Genomic DNA, 15,005 nt, shown 5'->3' with positions numbered 1-15,005 from the left:
CTCGGCTTGATGTGCTCAGGCGCCAGCGGCTCGGCCAGCAGCGGGTTAGCCATGAGATAGATCTGCCCGACCGCCAGATAGTTCGCAGCCCGCCAATAGGCGTCGACCTTCGCGAGTTCGTCCATGTTTCGACAGTTCCTCCCCTGAGGGATTCAAACCCGTGCGAACCGGGCTCTCCTCCGGGCGTGGGTCCGGACGGCCACGTGAGCTGGCAAGACTTGAAGGCTCAAGAGCATCGGTACGCTTGGGGCATGTCCGAGACGCGTTGGCTTGACGACGAGGAACAGCGGACCTGGCGCGCGTACCTGTCCACGAGCCACCTGCTCCAGGAGGCGCTCGAACGGCAGTTGCAGCGCGACTCGGGCATGCCGCACGCCTACTACATGATCCTGGTGTGCCTCTCGGAGTCGCCGGGACGCACCATGACCATGACCCAGCTCGGCGTCGTCACCCAGTTCTCCGCGAGCCGGCTCTCGCACGCCATGGCGCGGCTGGAGGAGAAGGGCTGGGTGCGCCGGGTCAAGCATCACGAGGACCGGCGGGCCACCGTGGCCGAGCTGACCGACGAGGGCTTCAAAGCTCTGGCCGAGGCCGCGCCCGGCCACGTCGAGGAGGTGCGGCGCTTCCTCTTCGACCCCCTCACCCGCGACCAGATGCGCCAGTTCCACGACATCCTCTCCACGATCCTCGCGGGCATCGAATGCCCTCCCACCTTCACCGCGCCGGTCGAGGAAGCCACCGCCTGACGGTTACCAGGGCACGACGTGGTTGCGCAGGCCGAGCTCCTCCGGGTAGGGCGAGAAGTACGTCTGGTCGCGCACGTAGGCGGCGCCCTCACCTCGGGTGTGGTGGCGAAGCAGCGTCACCGGCACGCAGAGCGCGACGCGGCGGGCCTGGTACGACTCGATGACCTCGACCAGATCGGCACGGCGGGCCGGGTCGAGGTGGTCGCTGATCATGCCGAGGCAGTGGTGCAGGACGTTGACGTTGCGCCCGACGGTGGCCTTGGCGGCGAGAGCCGTACGGAATGCCTCGCTGTAGGACGTGGCGAGCGCGTCGTGGGGCCACGCGCCGGCCTCGGCCACGATCCTGCCCAGCCCCCGGTACGCGCCGGGTGCGTGGGCGAGAAGCTGCATCTTGTGGCGGGAGTGGAAGGCCACCAGGTCGCGGGGCCGCCAGTCGCTCTTCAGGAGGCTCCGCAGCCGCGCCACCGCGAAGATCCGCTCGACGAACGCCTCCCGCAGGACGGCGTCGCGCAACCGCCCTTCGTCCTCCACGGGCAGCGATGGGTGGGCGCCAATCACCGTTCCGGCGAACAGGCCCCTGCCACGCCGGTCCACGACGTGCCCGGACGCCACGGCCTCGGGGTCGTCGGCGGCGCCGGAGGACGCGTAGATCGGGATGCCGTGAACGCCGCAGCTCGGGCTCTTGGCCTTGAACACGTAGCCGTCCACGTCGAGCTTCGCCGCCCGGTCCGTGGCCAGGCTCGCCATGGGCGTGGTGAGATCCGCCCGCGTCCGGCGGGTCATCAGCCGGGGTCCGTCAGGACCGCGTTCGAGGCGGAGCGTCTCCCGGGGACTCCCCAGGCCGATCTCCATCTCCGGGCAGATCGGCACCCAGTCGACACAGTCCGACAGCGCACCGGACAGGAACCGGTCGCGGCTGTGGCCTCCGTTGAACCGCACCGGCTCGCCGAGCAGACAGCTCGACACCGCGACGCGGGGCCTTACCTGGTCCATGATCAGGCCGCCGCGGGCGGGAGGAGCGTCGCCAGGCGGTGCAGGCCGCGTGCCGTACGCGCCTTGACCGTGCCGATCGGCACCCGCAGCCGGTCGGCGATCTCCCGCTGCGTCAGGTCGCCGTAGTAGGCGAGCTCGATGGCCTGACGCTGGACGTCGGGCAGCTCCTCCAGCGCCCTGCGAACCTCGTCGCGGTGGGCCAGCTCGTCGCCGTCGACGCGGCCGTCCGGCCCTGCCGGGTCCGCCACGGCCTCCAGCGGCACGGTCTGCGGCCTGCGCATCCTCAGATGGTCCACCGCCCGGTTGTGGGCGATTCCGAACAGCCAGGCGGGGAGGCTCCTGGCCGGGTCGAACCGGCTCCGCGATCGCCACACCTCGGTGAACACCACCTGCAGCACGTCGTCCACGTCCTCCTGCGGCACGAGTCGTCGCAGGTAGGAGCGGACCGCGGGCGCGTGCGCGTGGTAGCACTCCCCCAGCGCTCCCGCGTCTCCAGAGGCGAGACGGAACTCCAGCGAGTCGTCCATACGATGCCCCTTGCGTGAGAAACTTATTCAAAACCTATTCATATCCGCTCGTGGGTAAGAGGCGCAACCTCGTCGGACACGGATTTGCCAAAGGCCCAGGGCACGGTTGCGCAAAGGCACCCGCGGAGCGCGGGCGCGCATGGCGGGCTCAGGAAGGTAAGCGCAGGGAGGACATGACCTCCGAGATGGCGTCGGGAAGGCTGGACACCCGCGTGACGCCGGGCGGGAGCGCGTCCCACCAGCCGGGTCCGCCGACGACGACGCGGCTGGCCGGGCGTAGTTTCGGCAACCCGCCCAGCGGATCGGGGTCGCCCATCTCGGTCTGCTGCGACCACACGAAGACGACGGCGGGCCCGAGCCGCCGCATCGCGTCCGCCAGAGCGGCGTACGGCGTGCGCGCCCCGAGCACCCGGGTCTCCACACGGCGCTCGGCGAGCGCGGCGGCCAGGGCGTGCACCGGCAGGCTGTGCTGCTCGTTCTCGGCGCATGCCAGCAGGACGGGTCGCGGATGCAGGGGCTCGGTGAGCCGTCTCGTGATCTGGTTCAGCCCCGCCAGGAGGCGGTCGGAGAACAGGTGCTCGATCTCGACGCCGAAGCCCGTCTCCTCCTGCTTCCGGACGATGGTGGCGAAGACCGGGATCACGAGCTGCTCCCACGTCCAGACGACTCCGCGCTTGTCCAGCGTCCCCCGCACCGCGTCGCCGACCGTACGGCTGTCCAGCGCCATCGCCGCCCGGGCCACCATCGCCGGGGAGGGCAGACCGTCCCCGGCTGCCGCCGCCGGCCTGGGTACGTCCGCCCCCGCTTCTGTGTCCAGCGGGCCGGCGGGCGCGACGGCTCCGGCGTCGGCACGGGCCGCCGGGCTCCGGATCCTGAGCGCCAGCCTCGCGGCGTCGGCCGGAGGTAGCCCGGCGTGGATGAGCCGGTTCATCTCCTCCAGAGCCCGCAGGTCGGAGGCGTCGTACCGCCGGTGGCCCCCCGGACTGCGCCGGCTGGGACCGATGCCGTACCGCAGGTTCCAGGTGCGGAGGGTGGGCGCGGGAACGCCGAGCCTGCGCGCGACTGCTCCGATGCCGTATCCCGGTTCATCGTCGGAGACCGGTGTCCCTCCGGCCTTCGGCCCACCCTCGTCCATCACCGCCCCGCTCCGTTGCCGTCGTCCGTGTCCTACCGCGCCGTCCTACCGCGCCGTCCTACCGCGCCGTCCTACCGCGCCGTCCTGGTGCGCCGTCCTGGTGCGCCGTCCTGGTGCGCCGTCCTGGTGCGCCGTCCTGGTGCGCCGTCCTGGTGCGCCTTTCACTGGGTCGCCATACTGCGGTGCCGAGCTCCGGCGCACAACTCGGTGCGTGCCGCGCCGGCGCGAAGCCGGCCTGCCGGCCCCCTGCGTTCCTCCATCCCGGTACTTCGCCACGCGGGCCTGCCATGGATGCAACCGCCGGAACGGCCAAGTCCGAAAACTCTACTGATGGACACCGAGACTGTGCCGCTCAACAGGAACACGGGCGCTCTGCCCGCGGGCCGACGCCGCCCTGTTGAGCCGGCCGAGCTCGCGACAAGCAGGGGCGCCTGATGGCGGCGCGTGACCCCGTGGTGGTGGTCGGGGCGGGACTGGGCGGCCTGGCGGCGGCGATCCAGGTCGCCGCCGCCGGGCGTCCGGTCACGGTGGTGGAGGCGCGCGACGTCCCCGGCGGATGCTGCGGCACCGCCGATGTGGAGGCCTACCGCTTCGACACCGGCCCCTCGGTGCTCACCATGCCCGCCGTGCTGGCCGACACGTTCGCCGCCGCGGGCGAGGAACTGGAGCGGTGGCTGCCGCTGCGACGGCTCGATCCGTACTACCGGCTCACCTACGCCGACGGCTCCCAACTCGACGTGGTGGCGGGCGCCGACCACATGACCGAGCAGGTGCGCGGGCTGTGCGGGCCGGCGGAGGCCGAGCGCTACCGGCGATTCCGGCGGCACCTCGGCGAGATGTTCGAGGCCGAGTGGCCGTCGTTCATCGACAGCGACATGACGCGGCTGCGCGGCCTCGCCCGGCCGTACGCACTGTGGAAGCTGGCCGCGCTCGGCGGCTTCCGCAGGCTGGACGCGCTGGTCAGGCGGCATCTCACGGACGACAGACTGATCAGGGCTCATACGTTCCAGGCGCTCTACGTGGGTCTGTCACCCCGGCGAGCGCTGGGCGTCTACGCCACGATCGCGCACATGGACACCGTCGGTGGTGTCTACTTCCCCCGTCAGGGCGGCATGCACGCCATCCCGCGCGCCATGGCCGCCGTGGCGGAGAAGTCGGGCGCGTCCATCAGGTACGGCACGCGGGCCACGAAGGTCGAGGCGGACTCCGCGGGCGTGGTCGCCGTACGGCTGGACACTGGGGAACGGCTGGACGCGAGCCATGTCGTGGTGGCCTGCGACCTGCCGGCGGCTCACGCGGGCCTGCTGCCGGAGCAGGCCGGGGACTGGCGGCTCCGGCGGCCCCGCTACTCGCCGTCCTGCCTGGTCGTGCACCTCGGCCTCGATCGGCGGCTGCCCGATCAGGCCCACCACACGCTCCACTTCGGACGTGAGTGGGCGTCCACGTTCGCCGCGCTGGAGGCGGGGCGGCCGCAGCCGGACCCGAGCCTGCTGGTCACCTACCCCGGGTCGGACGCGGGCGCCGCCCCGCCCGGCCACTCCACGCTCAGCGTGCTGGAGCCCACCGCCAACCTGCGGGGCGGCGGCGACTGGGAGCGGCTGACGCCCCGGCTGGTGGACCGCCTCTTCCAGCGGCTCGCCGGGCTCGGCTACGGCGACCTGTCGGGAGCCCCCCGGCTCATCCTCGACCCTCCGGCGTGGGGGCGGCTCGGCCACTCGGCCGGCACCCCGTTCGCCCTCGACCACCGCTTCACCCAGACGGCCTGGTTCAGACCGTCCGGCGTCGCCCGGCGCATCCCCGGACTGCACTTCGCGGGCATGTACACAGCCCCGGGAGTGGGGGTGCCGCCGGTACTCATCTCCGGCCGGTTGGCCGCCCAGCGCATCCTGGAGAGCTCCCCATGACCTCGCCCCAGACCCCCTCGGCGACCAGCCCCGTGCCCGCGCGCAGGGCGGCCGCCATGACCTTGACCGCCAGCTATGAGCGGTGCCGCAAGCTGCACGCCCGTTACGGCCGGTCGTACTACCTGGCCACCCTCCTGCTGCCCGCCTGGAAACGGCCGCACGTGCACGCGTTGTACGGCTTCGCCCGCTACGCCGACGAGATCGTGGACTCGTTCCACATGATCGACGACCGTGCGGCCGCCCTCGACGCCCTCTCCTCCAGGCTGATCGCGTCGCTGACGGGCGACCCGGTCGACGACCCGGTGCTCCCGGCGTTCACGCACACCGTGCGGTCCTTCGCCATCGACCTGGAGGACATCGACGCGTTCCTCGCCTCCATGCGGGCCGATCTGACCGTCAGCCGCTACGCCACCTACGACGACCTGCTGGGGTACATGAAGGGATCCGCCGCGGCGATCGGCACGATGATGTTGCCGGTGCTCGAACCCCGCCGCGGCGCGGCCGACAGGGCACGCGAACCCGCCCGGCAGCTCGGCCTGGCGTTCCAGCTCACCAATTTCCTCCGGGATGTGAGGGAGGATCTCGCACGGGGCCGGATCTACCTGCCGCTCGCCGATCTCGACAAGTTCGGCGTGAGCGAAGCCGACCTGAGGCGCCCACGAGCCACCCGGGCCGTCCGCGAACTCCTGGCCTTCGAAGCCGGAAGGGCGCGCGATCACTACGCCGAGGCGCTCCAGGGGATCGAACTGCTGGCACCCTCGTCGAGGCCGTGCGTCCAGGCGGCGTACGAGCTGTACAGCGGCATCCTCGACGAGATCGAGGCCGCCGGCTACGACGTCCTCGCCCGGCGGGCACGGGTGCCCCGAAGGCGGAGGCTGGCCATCTTCGCCCGGCATCTGCTCGCCGCGTCCGCGGCCGACAGGGCCGAGCGCCGCGTGACCATCGTGGTCCCCTGACGTGAGGCCCCCGCAGATCGTGCGAGTCCGCCGGGAGGATGGATGGCCAAGTCAGTCGTCGTCGACGCCATGGGCGGTGACCACGGTCCCACGGAGACCGTGCGAGGAGCGGTTTCGGCATCGCGGGAACACGGCGTCCCCGTCGTCCTCGTCGGCCAGGCCGGAGTGATCCGGCGAGAGCTGGCAGAGCTCGGCGCCGTCGGCGAGATCGACGTGACGCACGCCGACGACGTCGTCCCGATGAGCGAACGGGGAGCCGGGGCGGTCGCCAGAGGCGGCTCCAGCCTGGCGGTCGGCTGCGACCTGGTGAGGGAGGGCGCGGGCGCGGCCTTCGTGTCGGCGGGCTCCACCGGGGCGGTCGTGGTGAGCGCGATCACCAGGCTCGGCACGGCCCCGACCGTGCTCCGGCCCGCGCTTGCCGTGGCGCTCCCTTCGGTCACCGGCGGAGCCACGGTCCTGGTCGACGCCGGCGCGACCTCCGACCCCACGCCGGAGATGATGGCCCAGTTCGCGCTTCTCGGCTCCTCCTACGCCGAGCTCGTGCTGGGAGTGTCCGACCCCTTGGTGGGCCTGCTGTCCATCGGCTCGGAGCCCGGGAAGGGAAACCGGCTGACCCGCAGGACGGAGGAGTTGCTGCGCGGCGTGGGGCTGTCCTTTCCCGGAAGGCTGCCGTTCCGGTTCTACGGCAACGTCGAAGGCCACGACGTGCTGGCCGGGACCGTGGACGTGATCGTCGCGGACGGCTTCACCGGCAACGTGGTCCTCAAGAACGTCGAGGGGACGGTCCGGGCGGCGCTGACCATGGCGGCGGCGGCCGGAATCGCGCGGGCGGAGGAGCTGCGGGAGGTGGCCCGGCACTACGACCCGGAGACGCACGGCGGCGCGGCGCTTCTCGGGCTGACCGGCACCGTGGTGGTGGCCCACGGCTCTTCCAGGGCGGGGACGATCGCGCGGGCCTGCGTGGTGGCGCGTGACCTGGCCGAGGGCGGGGTCGTCGCCCGCGTCAGGGACCACCTCACGGTGGATCCCGCCACATGACGTCGCATCCCCGGATCAAGGGGTCACCGGGCGAGGGGGTCGGCTCCGTCCCAGGTTCCCTCATTGCCGTAGGGGACGAACCGGGCGAACAGCTCCTCGGAGTACCAGTCGTACGCGCGGACCCGCTCGATCACCTGCTGGTGGGCCCGCCCCCGGTAGGCGAAGTCGCGGACGGCGGCGGCGTCACGCCACAGCGAGAACGTGGCCTGCCTGACCAGGGGCCACTCCCCCATGCCGATCGAGGCCAGGCAGCCGTCCTGCTCACGCAGGAGCCGGTCCACCCTGGGAACCGACCGATAGAAGGCGACCATGCGCGAGGGCCGGATCGACGCCCGGGTCAGCACGGCGATCGGCCCGCCGTCGGCTGGGCCGTACGGCCCGGCCGCCGGGGTGATGGCGAACGGGTCGACGCCGTTCCACCGGCCGCGCGAGGCGAGGGGCGCGAGCCGCACCTGCCAGGACTCCTGCGCCTCCCGCCGCCAGCGGGCCGGGATGGGCGAGCGCTCAAGGAACTCGCGGAGCGACCGCTCGTCGCGCCAGACCGCGAACAGGGCCCAGCGGCGCGGGTCCGCGCCGAGACTCATCGACGTGCCTCTTCCGGTGCCGAGCAGCCGCCAGAACAGCAACCCGCTCGTGCGGCGCAGCACCGGCCGGTCGAACGCCATGTGCCGCATGGCACCGAGATCCGCATATCTGTTGAGGTGAAACGTGGCGATCGTTCCCCTGCTGGTCGCGGTCATCGGCGGCTACCTTCTCGGCTCAGTGCCGGTGGCCGTGCTGGTTGCCCGCGTGCACGGCTTCGACCCGCGTGAGCGCGGGGACCGCAACCCCGGCTTCTGGAACGTCAAGGAGCAACTCGGCCGGCGGGCGTCCGCGCCGGTCTTCTGCGGGGACATGGGCAAGGGCGCCCTGGCGGGGCTGCTCGGGCTGTGGGCGAGCGGGGCCCACACCACCGGGCTGGGGGTGGTGGCGGGGCCGAGCACGATCCCCGTGTACGCCGCCGTGGCCGCCGCGATGATCGGACACGCCTGGCCCGTGTTCGCGGGCTTCAGGGGCGGACGGTCGATCCTCACGTTCACCGGTGGATTCGCCGTCATCTGCCCGCCCGCGTTCCTGCTCGCCGTCGGCGTCCTCGTCCTGACCAGCCTGCTCACGCGATCATTCGCGATCGGAGCCCGGGCGGGGGTGTTCGTCATCCCGCTGGCGCAGATCCTGTTCGCCCCGATCGGGCATGTGGCGGGGACGGGCGCGCTGATGTGCCTCATCGGGCTGCGTTTCGGGCAGGCGGCGCTGGCCGGGCGCCGCTCACAGCCTGCGGACGGCCACTCATGATCTCCGAATGGCCGCTGACATGCGGATATGTACGGCTTCGCCAGGTGCGCACCGGCCGCAGCGTCGCCTGCGTCAGCCGTACGGCGGTGACCGGATCGAGCAGCGGCGACAGCAGCACGCCGATGCCCGGCCGCGTGTAGCTCCCCCGCAGAGCCGAACCCAGCAGCGTCCGGAGCGTGATCAGCCCCAGGTCCAGCCGGGTCGGCCGCCCCGCCACGAGCCGCAACACGGGAAGGGCCGCCGTGAGCCACACCACGGCGAGGTCGGCCGCCTGCCAGGCGGGGCCGGTCACGTCCCGCAAGGGGAGCGACCGTCCCCACTCCCGCCACACGCCGGTAACGGAGTCGTGCATGTCCACCTCCAGCAGCCCACCGGCGTCGAGGAAGCCGACCGCCCAGCCGCTCGCGGCCAGAGTCCGCGCCAGGGCCACATCGTCGGTCATGTGCCCCCGGATCCGGGCGAACCCGCCCGCCGCCCGCATGGCCTCTCTCCGGAAGGCCATGCACTGGCCGTTGGCCACGACACGGTGTGCCGCCGGCGGCGTGGCAGGGCCGATCGGCCCGAAGCGGTAGACGAGCGTCGCCAGAAACGACGCGTGCAATGCCTGCTCCAAGGGCCCGCCGCAGATGAACCGAGGCCCGGCGCTGACGAGGTCGTAGCGCCGGGAACCGCCACGGCCCGTACCTTTATGACCCGCGCTCTCATGACCCACGCTCTCATGACCCACGCTCTCATAACCCGCGTTCTCATGACCGGAGCCATGGCGGCCCGGGTCGTGGCGCTCTCCCTCGGGCTGGCCCTCTCCGTCGGGGTGGCACAGGGCCGTGACGAGGGCTTCGAGCAGGCCGGGCTTCGGCCGGGTGTCCGCGTCGAGGGTGACGATGATCTCGCCACTCGCCGCCTCGACCCCCTGGTGAAGGGCCCACTGCTTGCCCACCCAGCCGTCGGGTGGCGGCTGCCCCGCGACGACCCTCGCGCCCATCTCCGCCGCGAGCTTCGCCGTACCGTCCGACGATTGGTCGTCCACGACGATCACCTCACCGGCGGCCCGGTCGGCGAGTATGGCGGAAAGGCAGGGCCCGATGCGCCCCTCCTCGTTGCGCGCGGGCACCACGACCGAGACGAACGGCCTGGCCCATGAACGCGGGACAGGCGCGAGGGGCGGGAGGCGACGGCGGCCGCGTGCGAGCCGTACGCCGACGGCGACGGCAGCGACGGCCTGGGCCACGTCAAGCGGCCTCATCGGACGTTCCTTCCTGGCCCGGTTCATTGCCGGGAGCCCTTCCCGAGGGAGGGGAAGTCCTCGTTCACGAGATCGGCGACGATGCGACCGCCCATCGCCACCAGTGGCAGGCCGCCTCCCGGGTGAGCCGACCCGCCGACCAGGTAGAGGCCGCGCCGAGGCCCCCGGTTGCCCGGGCGCCGGAAGGGGGCGAGCGCCCCCGAGTAGGCGCCGCCGTAGATGGCCCCGCCCCAAGCTCCGTAGCGGTCGCGCAGGTCCGCGGGGGTGAACAGGTCGACGAACCGGAGCCGCCCCGACAGGTCGTGACCGCGGGCGGCCAGCCGGTCGAGCACCAGGCCGCTGTACGCCTCGGGCGGCATCGGCCAGCGGCTCGGGTCGCGAGCGGGGACGTTGACGAGCATCACCCAGTTCTCCGCGCCGCCGGGCGCCTGGGACGGGTCGTGTACGGACGAGCAGCCGATGTAGACGGTCGGATCCTCCGGAGGAAGGCCCCGGTCGAAGATGTCGGCGAACTCGCGCTCGTAGTCGGCCGAGAACACGATGGAGTGGTGGGGAAGCCCCTCCGTCCGCCCCTCGACTCCCGCGAGCATGAGGAAGGCCGACGACGAGCGGCCCAGGCCGGCGATCCGGCGCAGGCGCCGGCGGTCGGGCAGCAGCCGCCCATAGAGCGCGGCCGCGTCGGCGTTGACGATCACTGCGTCGGCTCCGACCCTCTCCCCGTTGGACTCCCCGCTGGGCGCCAGCCGCACGCCGCGGACCCGGTCGCCGCCGTCGAGCACTCCGGCGACCTCGGTGCCGAGGTGGACCTCGACGCCGGCCTTGTCGAGCAGCGCTCCGAGAGCTTCGGCGATACGGGGCAGGCCGCCGGGGACGTACCACCCGCCGTCGCCGTGCTCGATCGCCGGGACGCAGCCGAGCGCCGCGGGCGCCCGGTAAGGGTTGGACCCGGCATAGGTGGCGTAACGGTCGACGTACTGGCGGAGGCGCGGGTCCCGGAAGAACCGGCTCGCGAGGCCATGGAGCGTACGGCCCGGCGCGACGGCCCACAGATCGGACAACCGGGCATCGGCGGGCGGCCGGGTGAGCGGGCCCGGGATCGGCCCTGCGAAGAACGTGCGCCGCGACGCCTCGAAGCAGCCCCGCGCCCAGCGGTAATAGGCTCTCCAGGCCTGCCCCTCGCCCGGTGAGAGCCGGTCCACGGAGCCTGCCGTACGCTCCGGGTCGCGGTGGGCCGACAGCACCGAGCCGTCCGCGAAGCGGTAGCGGCAGAGCTCGTCCAGCTCCACGAGGTCGAGCGACACCCCGAGATCCTGGAAGAGCCCGGGAAGGGTGAGCAGCGACGGGCCGATCGAGAAGGTGAACCCGTCGCGCCGGTGCTCGGCCAGCTTGCCGCCGAGCCGGGGCAGCCGTTCGTAGAGCCTGACCTCGTGCCCGTCGCGGGCGAGCAGCAGGGCGGACACCATGCCCCCGACCCCGCCTCCGACCACGATCACTTCCGCCATCGACGCCTCCAGGCCAGCAGCGGGAACATCCCCATCGAGATGCCGCCGGCGGCGGCGACCAGCGGGTCGGGCGGCTGGAAGACCGCGGCGAAGCCGACCGTCTCCATGACCGCCATCACCGCGTAGACCGCGGCGAGCCCCGGGCTCCGGGCGGCCGGGTGCCGGACGAGCCGGTCGATCAACGTCATGACCAGCAGGGAGACGACCAGCCAGCCGGCGAAGTCGCTGACCGGCACGCCCCGATAGAGGCCGGGGTCCGTCCACTCCCATAGACCGAGCCGGATCATCTGCGGGTCGAGGAACAGGTCCCAGGCGGTGAGCGCCAGAGCGCCGAGAACGATCCGGGACGGCCTGCTCCGGGGGGCCGCGGCGGCTGCCACCGCGTGCGCGGCCAGGCCCATGCCGCCCCAGGCGAGCGCCACGATCAGCGGGACGCCGCCCGGTTGCGGCTGCAGCACGCCGGTGTACCGGTAGTCCCCGAACGGCACGCCGGTCCTGATCCCGACCCACTCGGCCGCGTATCCGGCGGTCACCGCCGCCGCGAACGCCCCCAGGGCACGGGCAAGGGTATGGACCGCCGCCGCGTAGGCGACCGCGCTCGCCGCGAGCAGGACGACCACGACTCCCGTGAGCTGAACCGGTCGCGGCTGGAGACCCGAGGCGACCTGGGCGACCACCATGGCGGCCAGCAGAACCGTTCCGGTGACGGTGAACACCCACCAAGCCGCGCCCCGGGCCCTGGCCCGGGGCGCGGGCGACGGTTCCCCCGGAGCAGGGCATCCGGCCGGCTCGGGGCGGGCGTGTTTCGGCCGGTCGGCACCCGTCTCCCGCGCGTCTCCCACACAGAGTCCTTCGGAGGGACCCCCGCAGTCAGATGCACCCCGGGACCGGCACTTCCCCCGCGAGTGGCGTCTCCATTGCCGGGGCTCTGGGCACCCGGGCTCTTACCAGCGGTGGTGGACCTGGGGCCGGATCAGCTCGTCGTAGCCGGCCCGGACGGCGGCGTGGGCATCCTCCGGCAGCGGAGGAAAGCCGTCGGCCGCGACGTTCGCCCTGGCCTGCTCCGGGTTGCGGGCGCCGGGGATCACCACGCTCACGCCGGGCTGGTCGAGGACCCAGCGCAGTGCGAACTGAGCCATCGTCATGCCGGCCGGCACGAGCGCCCGGAGCGTGTCGACGGCTTGGAGGCCCACGCCGTACTCCACGCCGGAGAAGGTCTCGCCGACGTCGAACGACTCCCCCCGCCGGTTGAAGTTACGGTGGTCGTCCTCCCCGAAGACGGTCTGCGGGCCGTACCTGCCGGAGAGCAGGCCGCTGGCCAGCGGGACTCGGGCGATGATCCCGACGCCCGCCTTCTCCACCGCCGGAAGGACCTCGTCGAGCGGCTTGAGCCGGAACGCGTTGAGGATGATCTGCACGCTCGCCACGCCAGGCCTGGCGATCGCGGTGAGCGCCTCCGCGCAGGTCTCCACGCTCACGCCGTACGCGGCGATGCGGCCCTCGGCCACGAGCGTGTCCAGCGCGTCGAAGACCTCGTCGTCGGAGAACACGGAGGTCGGCGGGCAGTGGAGCTGCACCAGGTCGAGCCTGTCGACGCCGAGGTTGTCCCGTGACCGGTCGGTCCAGGCGCGGAAGTTGCCGAGCGTGTACGCCTCGGGCGTCTGAGGCACCCGGCGGCCCATCTTGGTGGCCACGGTGAGGCCGGGCCGTTCCTTGATCAGACGGCCGACGATCTTCTCACTGCGGCCGTCGCCGTACACGTCGGCGGTGTCGATGAACGTCACGCCCGCGTCGACGGCGGCGTGCAGGGTGTTCAGCGCGTCGGCCTCGCTCACCTCGCCCCAGTCGGCTCCGAGTTGCCAGGCCCCGAGCCCCACGACGCCCACCTGCCGGCCGAGTCTGCCCATCGCGCGCTGTTCCATGGCGTCCGATCGTAGCCTCGCCAGGTCAGCGGGCTGCCGTCCCGGTCCGGTCTCCGAGGTGGCGGAGGAACCAGTCGCGGGCGAGCCCAGCCACCGCTTCCAGCGCTCCAGGCTCTTCGAACAGGTGTGACGCGCCAGGGATGATCTCCAGCCGGGCCTCGCCGACGAGCTTGTCCATCGCCTCGCGATTGAGCTCGATGACGATCGGATCGCGCTCGCCGACGATCAGAAGCGTCGGCTGGTGCACCAGGCGGAGGAACTCCCCGGCGAGGTCGGGCCGCCCTCCACGGGAGACGACCGCTGTCACCACGTCCGGCCGCGTCGCCGCGGCGACCAGCGCCGCCGCAGCTCCCGTGCTGGCGCCGAACAGCCCGGCGCGGAGGCCCCGCGCGAACTCGTCCTCCGGAAGCCAGTCGACCAGCGCGGCCACCCGCTCCGCGAGTAGGCCGATGTCGAAGCGCATCCGCCCCGTCACCGCGTCCGTCCGCTCCTCCTCCCGCGTCAGCAGGTCGGCCAGGACCGTGGCCAGCCCCGCCCGTTGCAGCTCTCGCGCCACGAAACGGTTGCGCGGGCTGTGGCGGCCGCTGCCGCTGCCATGCGCGAACAGCACGATCCCGTGCGCCGGGCGTGGCACGACGACGTCGGCCTCGAGCACGACGTCCCCCGCCGGGATCCGGACGCTGACCTCGACGTCGCTCATCTGTCCTTCCTTCCTCTGCCCCTCCCTCGTGCGGGCCGGTCACAGGCCTCACTCTGCCCCTCCCGCGGGCTGGCCCTTCAGCCGAGTCCGGAAGTAGTGGCTCCGCAGTTCCGTCCGAGGCCGGTAGATGACGCCGATGGCCCGCTCAAGGCGGGCGCTCCGCAGGGCCTCCGCCGCCCGGTAGGAATGGACGAAGTCGAGCAGGAACTCCTTGTGGCCCGTCTCCCGGAACAGCTCCTCGATCGAGCCGGGAAGCTCGGGCCGCACCTGCTTGCGCTCGGCCGGGCCGTCCCAGTCGTCGGCGGCCGTCACCGTGCCCATGTAGGTCGTGAAACCGATGAGCCGGCAGCCCTCCGGGTTGTGCTCCCGGACGAGCCGGCCGAGGGAGATCTCGCCCCGGGTGGCCGCCTCCGTCGCCCTCGCGTCGTCGAGCCCGCCAAGATCGTCGTGTGGGCACAACTCGCACGTGGGCGCCCTCTCGCTCGGCCACTTCTCTGAAGCTCTCCCGCCGCCGTCTCCCCCGATGGAGCCTTCGTTCATACCCGTATCGGGAGGTAACAAACCGGACGTAAACGCAGGCTGCGGGGGCATCTGGGGTTACGACTGCCTGATCGAGATCCTTGCCGATCCCAAGCACGAAGAGCATGAGGAACGGCTGGAATGGCTCGGACTCGAATCAGCCGGCCAGTTCGACCCCGCCGTCTTCGATCCGGCCGGGGCGAACACCGCCTTGTCCAGGCTCGCAACCATCCTCATCAAGGACTGATGGAACCTCTCCACCCCCAGCCGGACCTTCGAAAGATCAATGCGATGTCTCGCTAGATCTAGCCGACCTTCAGCACCAGGACCATCAGACAAATACCCTTTCGGATTAGAAATCTCATTTCCGCACGGCAGGCAGGCTTGGCAATCGCCGCCAAATTGGTGGCGATTGACGGGAATTGGCGGCGTTATAGCGGGGCGTTTTTGTCGGTGGTGGTTGGTAGTTTTACCGTGTGATTGTCGAA

General features: G+C 72.0%; 17 protein-coding genes. 6 read left to right on the top strand and 11 right to left on the bottom strand.

Going from position 1 to position 15,005, the window contains the following annotated elements; genetic code table 11:
* On the bottom strand, nucleotides 1–125 hold a 125-nt coding region (locus tag ABH927_RS33995), incomplete at its 3' end, for a hypothetical protein (protein ID WP_370028581.1).
* Nucleotides 126–251: 126 nt separating this feature from the next.
* Between ABH927_RS33995 and ABH927_RS33990 the strand changes: the two genes are divergently transcribed.
* On the top strand, nucleotides 252–746 hold the full coding sequence (locus ABH927_RS33990) for a MarR family winged helix-turn-helix transcriptional regulator (protein WP_370028577.1): 495 nt from the start codon (nucleotides 252–254) through the stop codon (nucleotides 744–746).
* Between the two features lie 3 nt (nucleotides 747–749).
* Here ABH927_RS33990 and ABH927_RS33985 read toward each other — a convergent pair whose 3' ends face one another.
* From ABH927_RS33985 to ABH927_RS33975, 3 genes are all read right to left on the bottom strand, one after another.
* Complete coding sequence (locus tag ABH927_RS33985; protein WP_370028576.1) at nucleotides 750–1,739, bottom strand: YbgA family protein; 990 nt, start codon at nucleotides 1,737–1,739, stop codon at nucleotides 750–752.
* A 2-nt stretch (nucleotides 1,740–1,741) separates the two neighbouring features.
* Nucleotides 1,742–2,266, bottom strand: a complete 525-nt coding sequence (locus tag ABH927_RS33980; protein ID WP_370028574.1) for an RNA polymerase sigma factor — start codon at nucleotides 2,264–2,266, stop codon at nucleotides 1,742–1,744.
* Between the two features lie 148 nt (nucleotides 2,267–2,414).
* On the bottom strand, nucleotides 2,415–3,401 hold the full coding sequence (locus tag ABH927_RS33975) for a MerR family transcriptional regulator (protein ID WP_370028579.1): 987 nt from the start codon (nucleotides 3,399–3,401) through the stop codon (nucleotides 2,415–2,417).
* Between the two features lie 434 nt (nucleotides 3,402–3,835).
* On the opposite strand from ABH927_RS33975, the gene crtI reads away from it, so the two are divergent.
* Genes crtI through plsX form a run of 3 tightly spaced genes read left to right on the top strand, consistent with a single transcriptional unit; the run spans nucleotide 3,836 to nucleotide 7,299 of the window.
* Nucleotides 3,836–5,305 carry a phytoene desaturase family protein gene (gene crtI / locus ABH927_RS33970; RefSeq protein WP_370028572.1) on the top strand — a complete coding sequence of 490 codons (1,470 nt, stop codon included), beginning with the start codon at nucleotides 3,836–3,838 and terminating at the stop codon, nucleotides 5,303–5,305.
* Complete coding sequence (locus ABH927_RS33965) at nucleotides 5,302–6,261, top strand: phytoene/squalene synthase family protein (RefSeq protein ID WP_370028570.1); 960 nt, start codon at nucleotides 5,302–5,304, stop codon at nucleotides 6,259–6,261. The genes crtI and ABH927_RS33965 overlap by 4 nt, the downstream gene beginning before the upstream one ends.
* Before the next feature lie 42 nt (nucleotides 6,262–6,303).
* A complete protein-coding gene (plsX, locus tag ABH927_RS33960; RefSeq protein WP_370028568.1) occupies nucleotides 6,304–7,299 on the top strand; it encodes a phosphate acyltransferase PlsX in 996 nt (331 codons plus the stop codon).
* Between the two features lie 23 nt (nucleotides 7,300–7,322).
* Here the strand turns inward: plsX and ABH927_RS33955 are convergent, their stop codons facing one another.
* A complete protein-coding gene (locus tag ABH927_RS33955; RefSeq protein ID WP_370028567.1) occupies nucleotides 7,323–8,039 on the bottom strand; it encodes a spheroidene monooxygenase in 717 nt (238 codons plus the stop codon).
* Between ABH927_RS33955 and ABH927_RS33950 the strand changes: the two genes are divergently transcribed.
* Nucleotides 8,008–8,631: a glycerol-3-phosphate acyltransferase gene (locus ABH927_RS33950; RefSeq protein ID WP_370028565.1), complete on the top strand. Its 624-nt coding sequence runs from the start codon at nucleotides 8,008–8,010 to the stop codon at nucleotides 8,629–8,631. The two genes, ABH927_RS33955 and ABH927_RS33950, sit on opposite strands and share 32 nt — an antisense overlap.
* On the opposite strand, the gene ABH927_RS33945 is transcribed toward ABH927_RS33950, so the two are convergent.
* From ABH927_RS33945 to ABH927_RS33920, 6 genes are all read right to left on the bottom strand, one after another.
* Nucleotides 8,561–9,874, bottom strand: a complete 1,314-nt coding sequence (locus ABH927_RS33945) for a glycosyltransferase family 2 protein (RefSeq protein ID WP_370028563.1) — start codon at nucleotides 9,872–9,874, stop codon at nucleotides 8,561–8,563. The two genes, ABH927_RS33950 and ABH927_RS33945, sit on opposite strands and share 71 nt — an antisense overlap.
* 23 nt (nucleotides 9,875–9,897) lie before the next feature.
* Entirely contained in the window at nucleotides 9,898–11,376 is a 1,479-nt protein-coding gene (locus ABH927_RS33940) for a phytoene desaturase family protein (protein WP_370028562.1), read from the bottom strand.
* Nucleotides 11,364–12,218, bottom strand: a complete 855-nt coding sequence (locus tag ABH927_RS33935; RefSeq protein WP_370028561.1) for a carotenoid biosynthesis protein — start codon at nucleotides 12,216–12,218, stop codon at nucleotides 11,364–11,366. The genes ABH927_RS33940 and ABH927_RS33935 overlap by 13 nt, the downstream gene beginning before the upstream one ends.
* Nucleotides 12,219–12,320: 102 nt before the next feature.
* A complete protein-coding gene (locus tag ABH927_RS33930; protein ID WP_370028560.1) occupies nucleotides 12,321–13,298 on the bottom strand; it encodes an aldo/keto reductase in 978 nt (325 codons plus the stop codon).
* Nucleotides 13,299–13,323: 25 nt separating this feature from the next.
* Nucleotides 13,324–13,998, bottom strand: a complete 675-nt coding sequence (locus tag ABH927_RS33925; RefSeq protein WP_370028559.1) for a dienelactone hydrolase family protein — start codon at nucleotides 13,996–13,998, stop codon at nucleotides 13,324–13,326.
* A gap of 48 nt (nucleotides 13,999–14,046) precedes the next feature.
* Nucleotides 14,047–14,538: an erythromycin esterase family protein gene (locus ABH927_RS33920; protein ID WP_370028557.1), complete on the bottom strand. Its 492-nt coding sequence runs from the start codon at nucleotides 14,536–14,538 to the stop codon at nucleotides 14,047–14,049.
* Between ABH927_RS33920 and ABH927_RS33915 the strand changes: the two genes are divergently transcribed.
* Nucleotides 14,522–14,764, top strand: coding sequence for an IS1096 element passenger TnpR family protein (locus tag ABH927_RS33915; RefSeq protein ID WP_370028555.1), 243 nt, complete (start codon nucleotides 14,522–14,524; stop codon nucleotides 14,762–14,764). The genes ABH927_RS33920 and ABH927_RS33915 overlap by 17 nt on opposite strands.
* Nucleotides 14,765–15,005: the final 241 nt, after the last annotated feature.

It is taken from the genome of Planotetraspora sp. GP83 (assembly GCF_041262585.1).
Taxonomy (GTDB): domain Bacteria; phylum Actinomycetota; class Actinomycetes; order Streptosporangiales; family Streptosporangiaceae; genus JAOEGB01.
This window is presented reverse-complemented; position numbering and strand designations above follow the sequence as displayed.